Origin of the sequence: Enterobacteriaceae endosymbiont of Neohaemonia nigricornis, from assembly GCF_012571795.1 — a bacterium.
GTDB lineage: Bacteria > Pseudomonadota > Gammaproteobacteria > Enterobacterales > Enterobacteriaceae.
In genome coordinates this window covers 201,600-220,439 of the sequence record NZ_CP046222.1, presented here as the reverse complement: position 1 = coordinate 220,439, position 18,840 = coordinate 201,600, and the positions used below count along the sequence as shown (strand labels likewise).

General features: G+C 20.3%; 13 protein-coding genes and 2 tRNA genes. 6 read left to right on the top strand and 9 right to left on the bottom strand.

Features of this window, described 5'->3' with window-relative positions:
- Positions 1 to 20 precede the first annotated feature (20 nt).
- A complete protein-coding gene (locus GJT85_RS01025) occupies positions 21 to 1,133 on the bottom strand; it encodes a 2-oxo acid dehydrogenase subunit E2 (protein WP_208754372.1) in 1,113 nt (370 codons plus the stop codon).
- Positions 1,134 to 1,175: 42 nt separating this feature from the next.
- A complete protein-coding gene (locus GJT85_RS01020; protein WP_208754371.1) occupies positions 1,176 to 3,848 on the bottom strand; it encodes a 2-oxoglutarate dehydrogenase E1 component in 2,673 nt (890 codons plus the stop codon).
- Between the two features lie 407 nt (positions 3,849 to 4,255).
- Between GJT85_RS01020 and GJT85_RS01015 the strand changes: the two genes are divergently transcribed.
- Positions 4,256 to 5,701, top strand: a complete 1,446-nt coding sequence (locus GJT85_RS01015; protein WP_208754370.1) for an amino acid permease — start codon at positions 4,256 to 4,258, stop codon at positions 5,699 to 5,701.
- 101 nt (positions 5,702 to 5,802) lie between these two features.
- Here the strand turns inward: GJT85_RS01015 and corA are convergent, their stop codons facing one another.
- The 4 genes from corA to rpiA all read right to left on the bottom strand — a co-directional run bounded on the left by corA (position 5,803) and on the right by rpiA (position 10,671).
- The gene (gene corA / locus GJT85_RS01010) at positions 5,803 to 6,756 is read right to left on the bottom strand and encodes a magnesium/cobalt transporter CorA (protein ID WP_208754369.1); all 954 of its coding nucleotides are present in this window, start codon (positions 6,754 to 6,756) and stop codon (positions 5,803 to 5,805) included.
- A 67-nt stretch (positions 6,757 to 6,823) separates the two neighbouring features.
- Positions 6,824 to 9,022: a UvrD-helicase domain-containing protein gene (locus GJT85_RS01005; protein WP_211080554.1), complete on the bottom strand. Its 2,199-nt coding sequence runs from the start codon at positions 9,020 to 9,022 to the stop codon at positions 6,824 to 6,826.
- A 57-nt stretch (positions 9,023 to 9,079) separates the two neighbouring features.
- Positions 9,080 to 9,910, bottom strand: coding sequence for a diaminopimelate epimerase (gene dapF, locus GJT85_RS01000; protein ID WP_208754368.1), 831 nt, complete (start codon positions 9,908 to 9,910; stop codon positions 9,080 to 9,082).
- A 59-nt stretch (positions 9,911 to 9,969) separates the two neighbouring features.
- On the bottom strand, positions 9,970 to 10,671 hold the full coding sequence (rpiA, locus tag GJT85_RS00995; RefSeq protein ID WP_208754367.1) for a ribose-5-phosphate isomerase RpiA: 702 nt from the start codon (positions 10,669 to 10,671) through the stop codon (positions 9,970 to 9,972).
- Positions 10,672 to 10,855: 184 nt separating this feature from the next.
- On the opposite strand from rpiA, the gene GJT85_RS00990 reads away from it, so the two are divergent.
- From GJT85_RS00990 to lysS, 4 genes are all read left to right on the top strand, one after another.
- Entirely contained in the window at positions 10,856 to 12,295 is a 1,440-nt protein-coding gene (locus tag GJT85_RS00990; RefSeq protein WP_208754366.1) for a trypsin-like peptidase domain-containing protein, read from the top strand.
- Positions 12,296 to 12,363: 68 nt separating this feature from the next.
- A tRNA-Ile gene (locus tag GJT85_RS00985) sits at positions 12,364 to 12,437 on the top strand.
- A gap of 178 nt (positions 12,438 to 12,615) precedes the next feature.
- Positions 12,616 to 13,710, top strand: coding sequence for a peptide chain release factor 2 (gene prfB, locus GJT85_RS00980; protein ID WP_211080553.1), 1,095 nt, complete (start codon positions 12,616 to 12,618; stop codon positions 13,708 to 13,710).
- Positions 13,711 to 13,729: 19 nt separating this feature from the next.
- Positions 13,730 to 15,250, top strand: a complete 1,521-nt coding sequence (lysS, locus tag GJT85_RS00975; RefSeq protein WP_208754364.1) for a lysine--tRNA ligase — start codon at positions 13,730 to 13,732, stop codon at positions 15,248 to 15,250.
- Here lysS and tpiA read toward each other — a convergent pair.
- From tpiA to GJT85_RS00960, 3 genes are all read right to left on the bottom strand, one after another.
- Positions 15,245 to 16,015 carry a triose-phosphate isomerase gene (gene tpiA / locus GJT85_RS00970; protein WP_208754363.1) on the bottom strand — a complete coding sequence of 257 codons (771 nt, stop codon included), beginning with the start codon at positions 16,013 to 16,015 and terminating at the stop codon, positions 15,245 to 15,247. The two genes, lysS and tpiA, sit on opposite strands and share 6 nt — an antisense overlap.
- A gap of 22 nt (positions 16,016 to 16,037) precedes the next feature.
- Positions 16,038 to 16,793: an FAD-binding oxidoreductase gene (locus tag GJT85_RS00965; protein ID WP_208754362.1), complete on the bottom strand. Its 756-nt coding sequence runs from the start codon at positions 16,791 to 16,793 to the stop codon at positions 16,038 to 16,040.
- Positions 16,794 to 16,858: 65 nt separating this feature from the next.
- Positions 16,859 to 18,418 carry a hypothetical protein gene (locus GJT85_RS00960; protein WP_208754361.1) on the bottom strand — a complete coding sequence of 520 codons (1,560 nt, stop codon included), beginning with the start codon at positions 18,416 to 18,418 and terminating at the stop codon, positions 16,859 to 16,861.
- 183 nt (positions 18,419 to 18,601) lie between these two features.
- On the opposite strand from GJT85_RS00960, the gene GJT85_RS00955 reads away from it, so the two are divergent.
- Positions 18,602 to 18,675: transfer RNA gene (locus GJT85_RS00955), tRNA-Trp, on the top strand.
- Positions 18,676 to 18,840 lie beyond the last annotated feature (165 nt).

The window sequence follows — 18,840 nt, the reverse complement described above, 5'->3', positions numbered from 1 at the left end:
ATGTGCAATTAATATTTTATTTAAATTTGCATTAACAAATATAATGGTTCTTCTAGTAAAGATTTTATATTATTTAAGAAACCAATTGCTTCTTTCCCATCAATTAGTCTATGATCATAAGATAATGCTAAATATGTCATAGGCATAATGCAAATTTTTTCTTTAATGACTATAGGTCTATCTTTAATTGCATGAATTCCTAATATAGCACTTTGAGGTGGATTAATAATAGGTGTAGACATTAATGATCCAAAGACTCCACCATTAGTTATAGTGAATGTACCACTATTTAAGTCATCTATAGATAATTGATTAGTATTACTTTTTAAAACAAGTTCCTTAATTTTTTTTTCAATATCTAATAATGGTATTTTATCAGTATCTTTAATAATAGGTGTTAATAAACCTCTTTTAGTAGCAATAGCTATATTAATATGATAAAAATTATTATAAATAATATCATTATTATCTATATATGCATTAATTTGTGGATATATTTGTAATGATTGAGTTACAGCTTTAATATAAAACGACATAAAACCTAATTTAAAATTGTATTTTTCTTGTATTAAAACGTTATATTTGTTTCTAATTTTATTTATTTTTTGCATATTAACTTCATTAAAGGTAGTTAACATAACAGTATTATTTTTAGATAACATTAATTGTTGAGTAATTTTTTGTCTAATTGGAGACATTGGTACTCTTGTTATATTATATGTTGTAGAATTTTTTATGTTTATTTTTTCATTATGTTTTTCTTGATTATTATTTAATATATCGTAATTATTTTTACGTCTTAAAGAAGGACTTAAATAATGATTATTAGTAATATTATTTTTTGTTTGTTTGTCAGTAATTTTATTGATATCATATTTAATATCATTTAATGCTATTTCTTCTAATATTCCAATAATTTGTTGTGATTTTACTGTTTCTCCTTGTTTTACTAATATTGTTTTTAAAATACCATTTATGGTAGCTGGTATTTCTAAAACAACTTTATCTGTTTCTAATTCAACTAAAATATCATCGGTTTTTATTGAATCTCCTTGTTTTTTACACCATTGAATAATAACTGCATTACTAATAGATTCTGGTAATTCAGGTACAATAATATTGGTATCATTCATGAATATGTTATCCTTTTTTTTTTAATATTAAATAATATTTATTTATATATTAAAAGCTTTAAATAATATATTTTGTTGTTGTTTTTTATGGATATTTATATATCCTGTTGCAGTTGATGATGATTCTTCGCGACCAATATAATAAATTATTTTTTTTAATTTATTTAAAAAAATATATTGAATATACATCCAAGCTCCTTGATTTTTTGGTTCTTCTTGACACCAAAATATTATTTTATTATTTGTATATTTATTAATAATTTGTTTTATCATTTCTAATGGAAATGGATATAATTGTTCAATTCTAATTAATACAGTACAATTATTTTTTACAATATTTCTATATTCTAATAAATCATAATATATTTTGCCCATACAAAAAATAATTCGTTTAATATTATTAATATCTATATTTTGTATTTCATCTATTATTTTAAAAAAATGTAAATTAGTTAAATTTTTTAAAGGTGTAAATGTTAAATTATTGCGTAAAAGTGATTTTGGTGTCATAATTATTAGTGGTTTTTTTTTTACTTGTAATACTTGTTGACATAATAAATAATACATTTGTCCAGCAAGAGTTGGTACACAAATTTTCATATTATTTTCTGCACATAGTTGTAAATATCTTTCAATTCTTGCGGATGAATGTTCAGGCCCTTGACCTTCATATCCATGTGGTAATAATATTATTAAATTAGATTGATATCCCCATTTTTTTTCACCTGAACTAATAAACTGATCTATAATAATTTGTGCACCATTTGCAAAATCTCCAAATTGTGCTTCCCAAATATTTAAACTATTATTATTTTGGATAGAATATCCATATTCAAATCCTAAAACTGATTCTTCAGATAAAACAGAATTATAAATATTAAATATTCCTTGTTTTTTATTTATATATTTTAAAGGTATATAAGGAATACCAGTAGTTTGATCATATAATACTGTATGTCTATGAGCGAAAGTTCCTCTTGTTATATCTTCTCCAGATAGACGGCAAGATATTCCTTGAAATAATATATTAGCATATGCTAAATTTTCTGCTGTGCCCCAATCTAAAGGTATTTTTTCTTGACTCATTGCTATTCTATCTAAATAAATTTTTTTTACTCTTTTATGTATATGAAAATTATTAGGAATAGTGCTAATAGTATAAAGTAATTTTTTTAGTATTTGAATAGGTTTTTGAATAAAAGATTTTTTATCATGTGTGTTATGATCTTTAATAACATTGAGAGTATGATTAGTGCTTATACATTTTTTTTCAAATATTTTTTTACATTTATCATATATGTTTTCTATAAATTTTTTATTAACAATTTTTTCTAATAATAGTTTATTTTGATATATTTTTTGTATTGTAGAATGTTTTTTAATAAAATTATACATTATTGGTTGTGTTATGTCTGGATCATCAATTTCACTATGTCCATATCTACGATAAGAAATTAAATCAATAAAGACATCTTTATGATATTTATTTCTATAATCTATAGCTATTCTAAGTATAAAAATTACATCTTCTACATTATCTGCATTAACATGGAAAATAGGAGCGTTAATCATTTTTGCAATATCAGTACAATAATGACTAGATCTAAGATCTTTAATATTAGAATTAGTAAAACCAATTTGATTATTAATAATAATATGTATAGTACCATTAATATTATATCCATTAGTTTGAGACATATTTAATGTTTCTTGTACAATACCTTGCCCTGTAATAGCAGCATCTCCATGAATATTAATAGGTAAAATAATCTCATGATTACATATTTTATCATATTGTGCTCTAGCTATTCCCATAATAACAGGATTAATACATTCTAAATGTGAAGGATTACATACTAAATTTAAATATATATGCTTATTATTAATTTGAGCAATTGTAGAATAACCCAGATGATATTTTACATCATCCATTTGTTGTGTATTAATATTTATATTATTAAATTCATCAATTATGGTTTGTATTTTTTTACCCATAATATTTACTAATACATTTAATCGCCCTCTATGTGCCATGCCTAATATGATGTTTATTTTTTTTGCTTGTTCTTGACTTATATAACGAATAATTTCTTTTAAAATGGGTATTAAAACATCACATCCTTCTAAAGAAAATCTCTTGGTTCCTGGGAATTTATTACCTATAAATTTTTCAAAATATTCTGCAACTATTAATTCTTCTAAAAAAGTTTTTTTTTCCTGATAAGAAAATTCTTTTTTTGTAAATTCTATTTTTTTTTGTAGCCATTTTTTTTCATTATTAGGTAAACCTATATATTCTATACCATAATTTTCACAATATATATTTTTATAAATATCATAAATTTCAACAATACTTTTTAATCCTAATTTTGTGTTTACAAAAATTTTTTTATTTAAAATATTATTATTTAATGTCAAATTTTCTATTTTTAATACATCATGTATTTTATTTTTATTAAAATTTAATGGATTATTATTTGCATAATAATGTCCTATGGTTCTAAAATTTTTAATACATTGTAATATTACATACATTATATCATGATGATGTTGTTTATTAATAATGGATGAATTATTTTTCATAAAATTTTTTTGAAAAAAAGATCTCCATGATTTATTAACAGATGTTTTATCTAATACAAATTTTTTATACAATTTTTCTAAATAAAAAAGATTTGTAAAAATAAGGTTATTATATAAATTGTCTTTATCCATTTTATGTTCTTTTTATTTGAAATATATATTTAAATAAATATTATAAATGTTTAATATTTATTTATAAAACTATATTTAATTTTTATTATACATAATTATTTTTAAATTATTCATATGTTATGATGTAATTTATTTATTATAAAAAATAAAATTAATATATATTTATTATAATAATTTAATTTATGCATAATTATATAGATTACATTACTAAAAAAAGTTAGTATATTATAGAAATTATTTAAATATATAATAAAAAATATTATGTTTTATAAAATAATTATTTATATAAATAAAAATATATAAGTAATTGATTCAGATTAATGTATATTTTTTAATAACTTTTTTTAATGTAAAAAAATAATATTATCTATATTTTTTACTTAAAATTAAATTAATTAGGGAGTTATATGAATATACATAAAAAGGATATTAATAATAAAACTATCAAACCAATATTATCAAAATCACAACAAGAATATAATAAAGTTATCAGCAATCGTCATATACAAATGATAGCCATGGGTGGTGCTATAGGTTCTGGTTTATTTTTAGGCTCTAGTATTAGATTAAAAATTATGGGACCTTCATTAATTATAATATATGCCATATGTGGTTTTTTTTGTTACTTAATTATGCGTGCTTTAGGGGAATTAATATCTTATCGTCCATCTAGTGGTAGTTTTATCTCATATTCAAGAGAATTTTTAGGCAAGTATGCTGAATATTTATCTGGTTGGATGTATTTTATTAATTGGATAATGACTGGTATTGTAGACTTAATGGCTATATCATTATATATGCATAAATGGCAATGTTTTCAACATATATCAAAATTAGTTTTTGCATTATTGACATTATGCATAGTATGTATTATTAATGTTATAGGTGTAAAATATTTTGCAGAAATTGAATTTTGGTTATCTTTTATAAAAGTTTTTACTATAATAATATTTATTATCATAGGTGTTACTGTTTTATTTAGTTACTATATTTTTGATTATAATATAACTAATATTCCAATAAATATTCAACAAAATTTTTTAAATAATCATGGAGAATATATAATTTTACCATATGGTTTATGGCAAACTATATTATTAACTCAAGGTGTTATTTTTTCTTTTGCTTCTATTGAATTGGTTGGAGTTGCTGCTGGTGAATGCAAAAATCCTCATAAAATTTTGCCAAAAGTTATTAATGGTGTAATTTGGAGAATTATGTTATTTTATATAGGTTCTATTACATTATTAATTTTATTATTACCATTAGAACAATATAAGGGATTTATTAGTCCTTTTATTACTGTTTTACAAAAAATTAGAATACCACATATTAGTTCAATAATGAATATTGTAATTATCAGTGCTGCATTATCTAGTCTTAATTCTGGCCTGTATTCTATAGGACGTATTTTACGAACAATGGCTATAGGCAATGTTGCACCAAAAATTTTTACTAAAATGAACAAATATAATATCCCATATGTTAGTATTATAACAACTGTTAGTATTTATTTAATTGGTATTTATATTAGTTATCTATTAACAAATAATATATTTTCTATTATTTTAAATACTGCTTCATTAGGTGTTATTTTTTCATGGTTATTTATTTTATTTTGCCAAATAAAACTAAGAAAAGCTATTAATCAAGGTATTATTCCAGAAGTTCGTTATAAAATGCCTGGAACACCATTTACTTCATGGTTAACAGTAATATTTCTTATATGTATATTAATAACAATTGCTTGTAATTATCCTAGTGGTACTTATTCAATAAGTTTAATACCATTAATAATGTTATTATTATATTTAGGATGGTTAAAAGTTAAAAAAAAAAATAATAATATATAAAATTTTTAATTAATTAAAACAACAAGGTTAAGTGTAAAATTTTTTGCCTTGTTGTTTTTAATGTATACATAATTATTATATTAATTTTTATAAATATTTATTTATAACCATTTTTTTTTCTTAAAATAAAAATAAGGAGCTAATGCTGATATAAACATTAATATTAATGCGTATAAATATCCATAATGCCATTTTAATTCAGGTAAAATCTTAAAGTTCATGCCATAATTAGAAGCAACTAATGTAGGAGGTAAGAAAATTACAGATACTAATGAAAATATCTTAATAATTCTATTTTGTTCTATATTAATAAATCCCATAGCAGCTTGCATTAAAAAATTTACTTTTTGAAATAAAGATTCATTATGAGGTAATAATGAATCGATATCACGTAAAATTTCTCTTGCTTGTTCCATTTGATTATTAGGTAATTTGGTTTTTCTTATTAAAAAATTTAGTGCTCTTTGTGTATCCATTAAACACAATCTGACTTTCCAACCTATATCTTCTAATTCTGATAAATTTGATAATGCATTATCAAATTTATCATCTTGATGTCCTTTCATAATAATAATACTTAAAGATTCTAAATCACTATATACATTTTCAATTTCATCAGCTAATTGTTCAATTTTAGTTTCAAATAAATCTAATAATATTTCATAAGGATTATTATCTTTTAATATTTGATGTTTAAAACGCATTCTATATAATCTAAAAGCAGATAATTCTCTTTCTCTTAAAGTATATAATCTATTATTTTTAATCGTAAAAGCAACAGTAGCATTGCCTGCGCGATCTTCAATATCTTCATAAAAAAAAAATGAGTGTATGTGTAATCCATCTTCATTTTCAAAAAATCGTGCAGAAGCTTCTATATCTTCTAATTCTGGCCTAGTAGCTAAATTTTGTCCCAATAAATAATATAATTTTTTTCTTTCTTCTTTAACAGGTTTAATTAGATCAATCCAAATAGCTTCTATAATATCATTTGAATTCTTATCTAATTCTAGACGTATTAAATGATTATTTTTTAATTTAAAAGCATAAAACATACTATAATTCTCATTGTATATTATTTTTTATATAAAATATATATAAAATATGTTTGCTATATTTTAATTATATATTATTATTTATATAATTTGACATAATCCACTTAATACCTATTTTATCAAATTTAATTTTTAATTTGAAATCTTTTTTTAAAATTTCAATTTTTAAAATTATACCTTTACCGAAAATATTATGATTAACTTTTTGTCCTACATAGTAATCTATACTATTTTTTAATTTTATTTTTTTTGGTGTATAATTTGGCTGAAAGTTTAAATAACTAATATTTTTTACACAACATATTGGTAACTCATTAATAAATCTAGATGGAATTGTATTAATTTCTTTGCCATATATATATCTATTTTTTGTATACGTTAAAATAAGTTTTTTTTTTGCTCTAGTCATACCTACATATGCTAAACGTCGTTCTTCGTATATATTTTTTTCTTTATATATAGATATTTTATTAGGGAAAATACCTTCTTCCATTCCAATTATAAAAACCTGATTAAATTCTAATCCTTTAGAGGCATGTATAGTCATTAATTGTATATAATTTTTATTATTTGTAATATGTTTATTATTTATATCTATATTTTCTACTTGTAGAATACTTTGAGAAAGAAATTCTACTAAAATATTTTGTTTATTTATAGAAATATTATTATTTTTCTTTGACAAATTATACATAAAATGTTTTGAAGAATTTATTAATTCTTGTAAATTATTTAATATAGAATTATCTTTGTCATTCATAATCTTACAAGAATTTTTACTATACATTTCTTGTAAACCTGTTAATACTATAGTTTTTTTAATAATATTAGGTAAAGTATCATTTAATGTATTTTGTTTTAATGTTTGTATTAATTTTATAAATTTAATTAATGCATTTAATGATGAAGTATTAATATTTTTTTTTTTTATTATTAAAATACTAGATTCCCATAAAGAAATATTAAGTTTATTTGCTATGGTTTTAATAATTTGAAAAGTATTTTTACCTATACCTCTTTTAGGAATATTATAAATACGTTCAAAAGCAATATCATTATTATAATTAGAAATTAATTTTAAATATGATAATACATGTTTAATTTCTTGTCTCTCAAAAAAACGTATACCACCATAAATATAATATGGTATATTAAACTGCAGCATTTTTTCTTCTATAATACGTGATTGAGTATTATTCCTATAAAGAATTGCGCAATCACTTAATGAAAGATTATTATTAATAATATATTTTTGAATATATCTTGCAATATATTCTGCTTCATCAAATTCATTATAAGCTAAGTAAATAGTAATTAAGTGACCATTGTTAGAATTAGTCCATAATGTTTTTTTTACTCTATTAATATTATATGAAATTAATTTATTAGCAGCATTTAAAATATTATTAGTAGATCTGTAATTTTGTTCTAATAAAATAATTTTTGCTTGATAAAAATCTTTCAAAAATCTGTTAATATTTTCAACTTTAGCACCACGCCAACTATAGATAGATTGATCATCATCTCCTACTACTGTTATACAAGTATTAATTTCTTTGTTATATAATAAATTAATAAAATTATATTGAATATCATTAGTATCTTGAAATTCATCAATAAAAATATTTTTATATTTTTGTTGATAAATATCTAAAATAGATGGATTATTTAAAAATAATTCATATAACTGAATAATTAATTCGTTAAAATCTAATATTCCTGTTTGTTTACATAATTTTTGATATTTATTAAAAATAATATGTAAATTTTTATATATGATATTATTATTTTGTTTATAATTATTAAATTGATAAGAATTTTTTACAAAATTAATATATTTAATAATGTTATCAATATTATAAATTTTTTCATTAAAATTATTATTTTGTAAAATATGTTTTATTATTTTTTTTTGATCATCATTATTAATAATTTGAAAATGTTTTGGTAATTTTGCTTCTACATAATGAATTCTTAATATATAATATGCAAAACTGTGAAATGTTCCTATCCAAATGTTATTATAATCTTTTTTACAATGGATTATATTTTTAATTCGTTCTTTTAATTCTTTTGCTGCTTTATTTGTAAAAGTAACAGCTAAAATAGAGCTTGAAGAGCATTTCATTTTATTAATTAACCATGCTATACGTCTAATTAAAACTAATGTTTTACCACTACCAGCTCCAGCTAAAATTAATAAATTTTGTCTATATGCAGATACAACTTCACATTGTTTATTGTTTAGATCTTTTAATAAATTCATAATATAAATTATTTATATTCACAAATTAATTAATATTAATTATTCTATAAATTAATATTATATGTTAATAACACCATCATAAACATGATGTGCTGTACCAAACATAAATAAATTGTTATTTTTACCATTCCAATTAATATTTAAATCGCCACCTAATAATGTAACTCTAACTTTATTAGATAAAATATTTTTTTTTATACCTACAGCAACTGTCGCACAAGCACCTGATCCACAAGCATTAGTTTCTCCTATATCTCTTTCAAAAACACGTAATTTAATATGTTTATTATTTATAATTTCCATAAAATTAACATTAATTTTTTTAGGAAAAACAATATGATTTTCTATAAATGATCCTATTAAGTTTACTGGAAAAGTAGATATATTTTTAACAGTAATAACGCAATGAGGATTTCCTATAGAAACAATATTAAAATAAATATATTTATTTTTAAATAAAATTCTATAATTTTCCTGTATTGTATCTGTAATAAAAGGAATATCTTTTGGTAAAAATAATGGTTTACCCATGTTAACACAAATTAAATTATTATCCATAATTTTTAAAATTAAAATTCTATTATTTGTACTAATATAAATAGTATTCTTTTTTATTAATTTTTTTTTTTTTAAGTATAATGCTAAACAACGTGCACCATTACCACATTGTTCTACTTCATTGCCATTAGCATTAAAAATTCGATAATGAAAATCAATATTGTTTTTTTTAGGTACATCTAAAATAAGTAATTGATCAAAACCTATTCCAGTATATCTATTAGATAAATTTTGTATAATATTTTTAGTAAAAGTAATGTTATAATTAATATTATTAATAATAATAAAATCATTATTTAATGCTTGCATTTTAGTAAATTTTATTTGCATATAGTTTTTATTATGTTTAGTAAAATAAAATTGATATTATAATAAAAGACATAAATTTATTATATATATTTATATAAATAATTATTATAAAATGTATTATTATATTTTATAGTAACTGATAAATTTTTTTCTCCTATTAATAAAATATCTGCCGGTCTTTTTGCAAATAATCCTACTGTAATTACACCAGGAATATTATTTATATATTTTTCTATTTTTATTGGATCCAATATCTGTAAATTATATATATCTAATATAATATTACCATGTTCTGTAATAAAATTTGATCTATATTTTACTTTTGCACCTAATTTTTGTATTATTCTAGTAATATATGCTTGTGCTTGAGGTATAATTTCTATAGGTAATGGATGTTTAGCACCTAAATAATTTACAATTTTAGATTGGTCTACTATACATATAAATATTTTAGCAAAATTTGCAATAATTTTCTCATTAGTTAATGCTCCACCACCACCTTTAATCATTTGCATATTATTATTTATTTCATCTGCACTATCAAAATAAATATTAATATCATTAATATGATTTATTTCATATATATTAAAATTATATTTTTTTAAAAATTTAATAGATAATTCTGAAGCTGCAACAATTCCTTTAATGTTTTTTTTTATATGTCCTAACATATTAATAAAATTAATTATAGTAGTACCAGAACCTATGCCAATAATATTTTGATTTTTTTTTATATATTCTAATGCTATTTTAGAAGCATTTGTTTTTAATTTATTTAACATATTATAATGATTTTAAATTAATAATTTTTATTATATAAAATACATATCATTTTAGGAAATAAATTAAATATTATAATTTTAATAATATATTACTTGATTTAATATATAAGATATTAGAAAATAACATAAATAAGAATATGACATTATAAGCATATACTATTAAAATTTATAATGAGATAATTTCATGAAAAAAATAAAAATATTTTTATATTTATTTATAATGATTATTATGCTTCCTATGTATAATATACAAGCTAAACAAACATCATTAATAACTAATAATAGAAGTATATATACAGTTAATCATATGCCAAATTTAACTTTGGCAACTATTTTAAGTAAAGTTATACCATCTGTAGTTAATATTAATATAGATGGTAGTATTGTGACTAAAAATTTTGTTATACCTGAAAAAATACAAAAAATAAGTATCGAACAACATTTTTGTGATGTAGGTTCTAAATTTAAAGAAACACCATTATGTGTCAATAATGAAAATATTTTATCAGAAAAATTTCATGCTATTGGTTCAGGTGTTATTATTAATGCTAAAAAAGGACTAATTATTACTAATAATCATGTAATTGAAAATGCTAATTCAATTACAGTAGAATTATATAATGGGGAAATTTATCCTGCTAAGTTAATAGGTCAGGATGAAGCATCTGATGTTGCCGTACTTCAAATTAAAAATGCAAAACAATTAAAAAGTATTAAAATTGCTAATTCCGACCAATTAAAAGTAGGAGATTATACTATAGCAATAGGAAATCCATTTGGTTTAAATAATACAGTTACTACAGGTATTATATCTGCATTAAATCGTTCTGGAAATAACACAAATCATTTTGAAGATTTTATTCAAACAGATGCGGCAATTAATCATGGTAGTTCTGGTGGTGCATTAGTTAATTTACAAGGTAATTTAATTGGAATTAATACTGCAATAGTAACACCTCCCTCTGGAGGAAGTATAGGTATTGGTTTTGCTATTCCTAGTAATACTATTATAAAATTATTTAAACAAATTAATAAATTTGGTTATGTTAGACATGGGTTTTTAGGTTTTTCTGGTATAGATCTTAATCAAAATTTAAATAATATATTAAAAATTAATAAGAATACTGTAGGTATTTTTGTTAAAGAAGTATGGAATAAAAATACAAAATTAAAAGCTGGTGATGTTATTGTAGCATTTAATGGTAAAAAAATTAATAATTTTATGTTATTAAGAGCAAAAGTAAGTTCATATTCACCTGGCAGTAAAATAAAATTAAATATTTTAAGAAAAGGATTATTAATTAAAAATATAACACTTACATTACAAAATTCTGAAAATATCAGCAACCAAATAAATTTATATGGATTAGAAGGAATTAATTTAACTAATTTTTATTCTTATAAAAAAAACAGTAAAGTTATTGGTGTTAAAGTTGTTAAAATAAGTTCTAATTGCTTAGCTGTAAATGCAGGACTACGTGTAAAAGATATTATAATAGAAATTAATAATAATAAAATTAAAAATATTCAAGATATAAAAAAAATATTAGGTACATGTAAAAAAAAACATTTAGTTATTTTACATGTTTTAAGAAATAAACATGATTTATATTTAATAATGTAATTTTTTTAAAATAAAATATAAAATTATATTGAAATAATCATGTTTTTTATTTATATTTAAATATTATTGGCCCTTTAGCTCAGTTGGTTAGAGCAAACGACTCATAATCGTTAGGTCGTTGGTTCAAATCCAACAAGGGCCATAAAAAAATAATTAGTATAAAATACATATCCAATCTTAATTAATAATAAGCAAGATTTATTTAAAATATTAACTTATCAAAATTATTTATTTTTTATATGAAAAAAAATTATTTCATAATTTAATTTACTAATTGTATATTATTATTTAGTAATTAATAAAAAAAGGTATTATTATGTTTGAAATATCTTTTATACAAAAATATTTTAAAGAAATTCAAAAACGTAATAATTTTGTTAGGGGGTTTCTTTAATTATTATCATTATAAAAAAAAATTATTATATATTAAATCAGAGTTAATTAATCCAAAAAATTGGAAAAATTTTATTCAAATATATAAATTAAATAAACAAAAAACTGATATAGAAAACATAATTTGTTCTTTAGATAAAATTAATAAAGAATTATATGATATTAATGAATTAATTAATATTGCTATACAAACTAATGATAATGTTATTATATCAGAAGCATTACAAATATTAAATAGATTAAATAAACAAATAGATGTTTTAGAATTAAATAATCTTTTTGTTAAAACTCATGATAAAAACAATTGTTTTATAGATATACAAGCTGGGTCAGGAGGTATAGAATCACAAGACTGGGCACAAATGATTATGAAAATGTATATAAAATGGGCAGAACGTAAAAATTTTAAAACATCTATTATTACAAAATCTTTTGGTGAAATAACAGGCATTAAATCAGCTACTATTCACATTCAAGGAATTTATGCTTTTGGATGGTTAAGAACAGAAAGTGGTATACATCGTTTAGTAAGAAAAAGTCCGTTTAATTCTGCAGGTAGAAGACATACTTCATTCGTTTCGACTTTTATATATCCTGATGTAAAAATAAATTCTAATATACTTCTTAGAACACAAGATTTAAAAATTGATGTTTATAGAGCTTCTGGAGCTGGTGGACAACATGTTAATCGTACTGAATCTGCTGTACGTATTACTCATATTCCTACAGGTCTTGTAACACAATGTCAAAATAATAGATCACAACATAAAAATAAACAACAAGCTATTAAACAAATACAAATAAAATTATCTAAATTAGAATATTTAAAAAAACAAAAAGAAAAACAAGAAATTGAAAATACTAAATCAAATATTAGTTGGGGAAATCAAATACGTTCATATACATTAGATGATACACGCATAAAAGATGTAAGAACAGGTATAGAAACACATAATATACACGATGTCTTAAATGGTCATTTAGATCAATTTATAAAAGCAAGTTTAAAATTAGGTTTATAAAATATAGGTTATTTTATATATGTCTCACAAAATAAAAGAATATACATCTATATATGATGATATAATGAAATATCGTATTAATAAATTAAAAAATATTAAACATTATAATAATAATATTTATCCAAATAATTTTAAAATTAATATAACAACACATAAGTTATATGAATCTTATCATAATATTTCTGTACAATTGTTATTACAGATAAAAAAAATATTTTATATAGCAGGACGTATTATTAATTTGCGTATTATGGGTAAAGCTACATTTATACAAATGCAAGATCATTATGGAACAATACAAATTTATATTTCTAAAAATAATATAAAAAATATTAAATATTCTGAATTTATTAATCAAATAGATTTAGGTGATATTATAGGTGTAGTAGGCACAGTTTTTAAAACTAAAATAGGTACCTTATCTATTTCTTGTCAAGAATTTTTCCTATTAACGAAATCATTAAGACCTTTACCTGATAAATATTATGGTTTACATAATCAAGAAATCAAATACCGTAAAAGATATTTAGATCTAATTATTAATATAAAATCAAAAAAAATTTTTGAAACTAGATCTAAAATTATTGCTTATATACGTTTTTTTATGAATAAAATGGATTTTATAGAAGTAGAAACTCCTATGATGCAAAATATTCCAGGCGGGGCTAATGCAAGACCTTTTATCACTCATCATAATACATATAATATAGACATGTATTTAAGAATAGCTCCAGAATTATATTTAAAAAGATTAATTATTGGTGGTTTTCATAAAGTATTTGAAATTAATAAAAATTTTCGTAATGAAGGTATTTCTACCCAACATAATCCAGAATTTACTATGATGGAATTATATATTGCATATTCAGATTATAAAGAATTAATATTATTTTTAATACAATTGTTACAAAAAATAAATTTTCATATTTTTAATAACTATATATTAACTTATGATAATTATAAATTTGATTTAAATAAACCATTCCAAATATTAACTATGAGAGAATCAATAATATTTTATTATCCTGATATTAAATTAAGTAAATTAAATAATTTAAATCAAATACAAAAAATAGCTAAAAAATTAAATGTAATAATTAACAAACAATGGAGTATAGGTGAAATTATTGTTGCAATTTTTGAAACAAAAATTATTCATAAATTAATTTATCCAACATTTATTACAGAATATCCTGTTGAGATATCACCATTAGCACGTAAAAATAATATAAATTCTGATGTAGTAGATAGATTCGAATTCTTTGTTTGTGGCATGGAAATTGCTAATGGTTTTTCTGAATTAAATGATCCTAAAGAACAAAAAACAAGATTTGAAAAACAAAAAATAACAAATACAGCAAATAAAAATACAAACAATAGTACTATAGATCATGAATATATAGAAGCTTTAGAATATGGATTACCTCCTACAGCTGGTTTAGGAATAGGAATTGATAGATTAATAATGTTATTTACTAATAGCAAATCTATAAGAGATGTAATTTTGTTTCCTATGCTAAGACCATTAGAAAAATTATGATATATTTTGTTCTATCTTTTGAATTATAGATATAAAATCTTTAACATTTAAAGATGCTTGTCCAATTAAAAAACCATCTATATTATTTTTATTATTAAAATTAATGATATTAGAAGAATTAACTGAACCACCATATTGTAATATAATACTTTTAGCTACTTTATTATTTATAGACATAATATATTGACGAATAGATGTGTGTATATATTGTACAAAATTAGCATCTGCAGGTACACCAGAACCAATAGCCCAAATAGGTTCATACGCAATAATACTTTTATATAGTATATCTATACCATATTGTTTAATAACAAAATTAATTTGTTTAATACAAACATCAATAGTTTGATTTAAATCTTTTTCTTTTTTATTATCTCCTATGCATAAAATAGGTATTAACCCATGAGATTTAACTAAATAAAATTTATGTGCTATTAAAATATTATCTTCCAGATGAAATTGTCTTCTTTCTGAATGACCAATAATAATATATTTAACACCAATATCTTTTAACATATTTACTGAAATTTCGCCAGTATAAGATCCTTCAAGATGTATATCAACATTTTGTGCTGTTATAGTAATTGGTGTATTAGATAAATATTTAGCAGCTGTATTTAAATATACATAAGGAAATGCTATAGAAATTTGACATGAATATAATGTTTGATTATTTAGTACTTTTTGTATTTGTTTTAAATAATTTTTTAAAAACAAATAATTACCATTTAATTTCCAATTGCCTATAATTATAATTTTACGCATATATTTATATTCCTAAATAATATTACCAATATTGTTCAGTTGTAATATGACCTTTTAAATCTATATAATTTTTAGTAAGGTTATATTGTGTTTGTAAAATATTTTGTGTTTCTTTAATCATATTAGGATTACCACATAACATAACATGTGTTGTATTCTTACTTATACTAATACCAATTTTATGTTCTAAAATTTTATTTAATAATAAAGTTGTAATTCGTCCATATAAAATATTTTTATCCATATTATTTGTATATTTTGTTAAAACGATTTGTATAATTAATTTATCATTATATTTTTTTTTTAAAGATTTAATTAAGTTTATATAATTATAGTGTTCTATTAGTCTTATTGAATATACTAAAATAATTTTAGTAAATTTATGTAAATCGTTACCATCTTGTAATATTGATAAATATGGTCCTATACCTGTACCTGTAGCAAACATCCATAAATAATCACAAGAATGTATATTTTTAATAGTAAATGTACCTAAAGCTTTTTTAGATATCATAATCTTATCATTATATTTTAAATTTAATAAATATGAAGTTAATTTCCCTTTAACAATATTTTTAATATAAAATTCATTATTTTTATTGCTTGGTGCATTAATATATGAATAAGCTCTTTGTATATTTTTATTATTAATATCTAAAGATAATTTAGCAAATTGTCCTGGGATAAAATAATCTACTTCAGCTTTTACAATTATACTAAATAATTCTTTTGACCAATATATTGTTTTTTGTACTGTACCTACAACCCAATCTGTCATATTATTTATCCTATAATATTTGTATAATTTTAAATATACTAATTTATTATAATGTATATTACTTCTTATATATAGCGTATATTTGTAAATATCATTGACATATTATAATGATCAATTGTTTGTATAATTTCTTTATCGTAAATAGATCCTCCTGGCTGTATAAGACATTTAATACCAAGTTTTGCAATATAATCAATATAATTTTTAGAAGAAACAAAAGCTTCAGACGCTATAATCGAATTAACAATATTAAAACCATTATTTTGAGCCGTTATAATAGCTAATTGGATAGAATCCATAATATTAATTTTACCATGACTGATACCTAATGTAATATTATTTTTACAACAAATAATAGAATTAGATTGCATAAATCTAATAATTTTCCAACTAAATAACATATCATCTATTTCATATTGTAAAGGTTTTCTTTTACTTACGATATTCATATTTTTTTTTATAAAAGTAGTATCATGAGATTTATTAATTAAATGTTCTTCATTAATAAGATTTATATTACTTTTTTTATTATATTTATTTGTATCGTATAATATTACAATAATTTTTGCTTTTTTTGCTAAAAATATTTTAGCATTATTTGATATTTCAGGTACAACTAATAATTTTATATTTGTGTGTTGTATAATATGTTCTATTGTATTAACATCTAAAATTTTGTTTAATCCAATAGTAATTGGATTATTATCTATAATATTATGTGCACAATAAGCATTAATATATGATTGAGCTAAAAATTTATTTGAAGATACAGAACATAAATTAGATTTATTAAAAATAATACATGTAGGCATTAAAAAAGTTTTAAGGTATTTAATTATTACTTTAACATTAATAAAATCATCATATGTTAATTCCTTGCCTTGTATTTGCATTAATTTATTAATATGTAAATATTCTTTCACATTATTACAAAATTGTTTTTGATAATAATCATGAGATTCATATTTAATATTTTTTTTATGTTTTGGAAGAACAAAATTATATTGTTTACATTCTATATTTGAATGCATATTTTTAAATAATAAATTATGAGATTTATTATTAAAAAAATTAAATATTTTTTTATTATATAAATAAATATAATATAATGCTTTGTTAGCTAATTGTATTTTAGTATTTAATGATATGACACTTTTAGAATGTAATTCATTAATAATAAATTCATAATCTATATGATCTACTAAAACAGCTATATTTTTATAATTTTTTGATGCAGTTTGGACTATATAAGGAGTAATAGTATCTATATGATTTAGTGTCTTTTCTATATTGTTTGTATCATTTGATAAATTAGATAAATCATTAAAATTAACTATAACTAAATCAATTAAATTTATATTTTGTTTATTTAAATACTTTATATCTTGTTTACTTCTACTACTCGTAATACTTTTATATAATTTAAAATTTAAAATATTTATATCTTGTATTATTTCTTCACTATCAAAATAATCAGATAAACTAGTAACTAAATATCCGTTAGATTTTAAAAATAAGTAAGTCTTATGTGTAGCAATAATATTAAATTTGTATTGTATTAATGTTTTGACAAAATCTAAAATACCTGATGTATCAACTACACTGATGAATGCATATTTATTCATATTACTTATTATCATTTTATTTTTATAATATTGAAAAAAAATTAAATAATATTATTATGTTGAACTTATTTAAATATAAATGTCAATTAAAAAATTATTTATTTATATATAAAAATCTTTTTTTAATATTTATGAAAAATATATATAATAATTTTATAATATGATATAATTAAATTTTTTTAAAGGGATGTAGTTCAAATTGGTAGAGCATCGGTCTCCAAAACCGGTAGTTGAGGGTTCAAATCCCTCCATCCCTGTTTTATATTTAATAAATTCCTAAGATTAGCTTATTATTTATATAATTTTTATAAATTAATTTATCAAAATTATATAAATAATAAATATTATACTTCTTTTTTAAAATATATTAATTTTTCATACTATTTTTGAAGCAATTAAATATTCAAAAAATATCAATATAA

Bases quoted from the DNA above. Each gene is read 5' to 3' on its own strand.
- GJT85_RS01025 (WP_208754372.1), bottom strand. From the start codon at position 1,133: ATGAATGATACCAATATTATTGTACCTGAATTACCAGAATCTATTAGT.
- GJT85_RS01020 (WP_208754371.1), bottom strand. From the start codon at position 3,848: ATGGATAAAGACAATTTATATAATAACCTTATTTTTACAAATCTTTTT.
- GJT85_RS01015 (WP_208754370.1), top strand. From the start codon at position 4,256: ATGAATATACATAAAAAGGATATTAATAATAAAACTATCAAACCAATA.
- corA (WP_208754369.1), bottom strand. From the start codon at position 6,756: ATGTTTTATGCTTTTAAATTAAAAAATAATCATTTAATACGTCTAGAA.
- GJT85_RS01005 (WP_211080554.1), bottom strand. From the start codon at position 9,022: ATGAATTTATTAAAAGATCTAAACAATAAACAATGTGAAGTTGTATCT.
- dapF (WP_208754368.1), bottom strand. From the start codon at position 9,910: ATGCAAATAAAATTTACTAAAATGCAAGCATTAAATAATGATTTTATT.
- rpiA (WP_208754367.1), bottom strand. From the start codon at position 10,671: ATGTTAAATAAATTAAAAACAAATGCTTCTAAAATAGCATTAGAATAT.
- GJT85_RS00990 (WP_208754366.1), top strand. From the start codon at position 10,856: ATGAAAAAAATAAAAATATTTTTATATTTATTTATAATGATTATTATG.
- lysS (WP_208754364.1), top strand. From the start codon at position 13,730: ATGTCTCACAAAATAAAAGAATATACATCTATATATGATGATATAATG.
- tpiA (WP_208754363.1), bottom strand. From the start codon at position 16,015: ATGCGTAAAATTATAATTATAGGCAATTGGAAATTAAATGGTAATTAT.
- GJT85_RS00965 (WP_208754362.1), bottom strand. From the start codon at position 16,793: ATGACAGATTGGGTTGTAGGTACAGTACAAAAAACAATATATTGGTCA.
- GJT85_RS00960 (WP_208754361.1), bottom strand. From the start codon at position 18,418: ATGAATAAATATGCATTCATCAGTGTAGTTGATACATCAGGTATTTTA.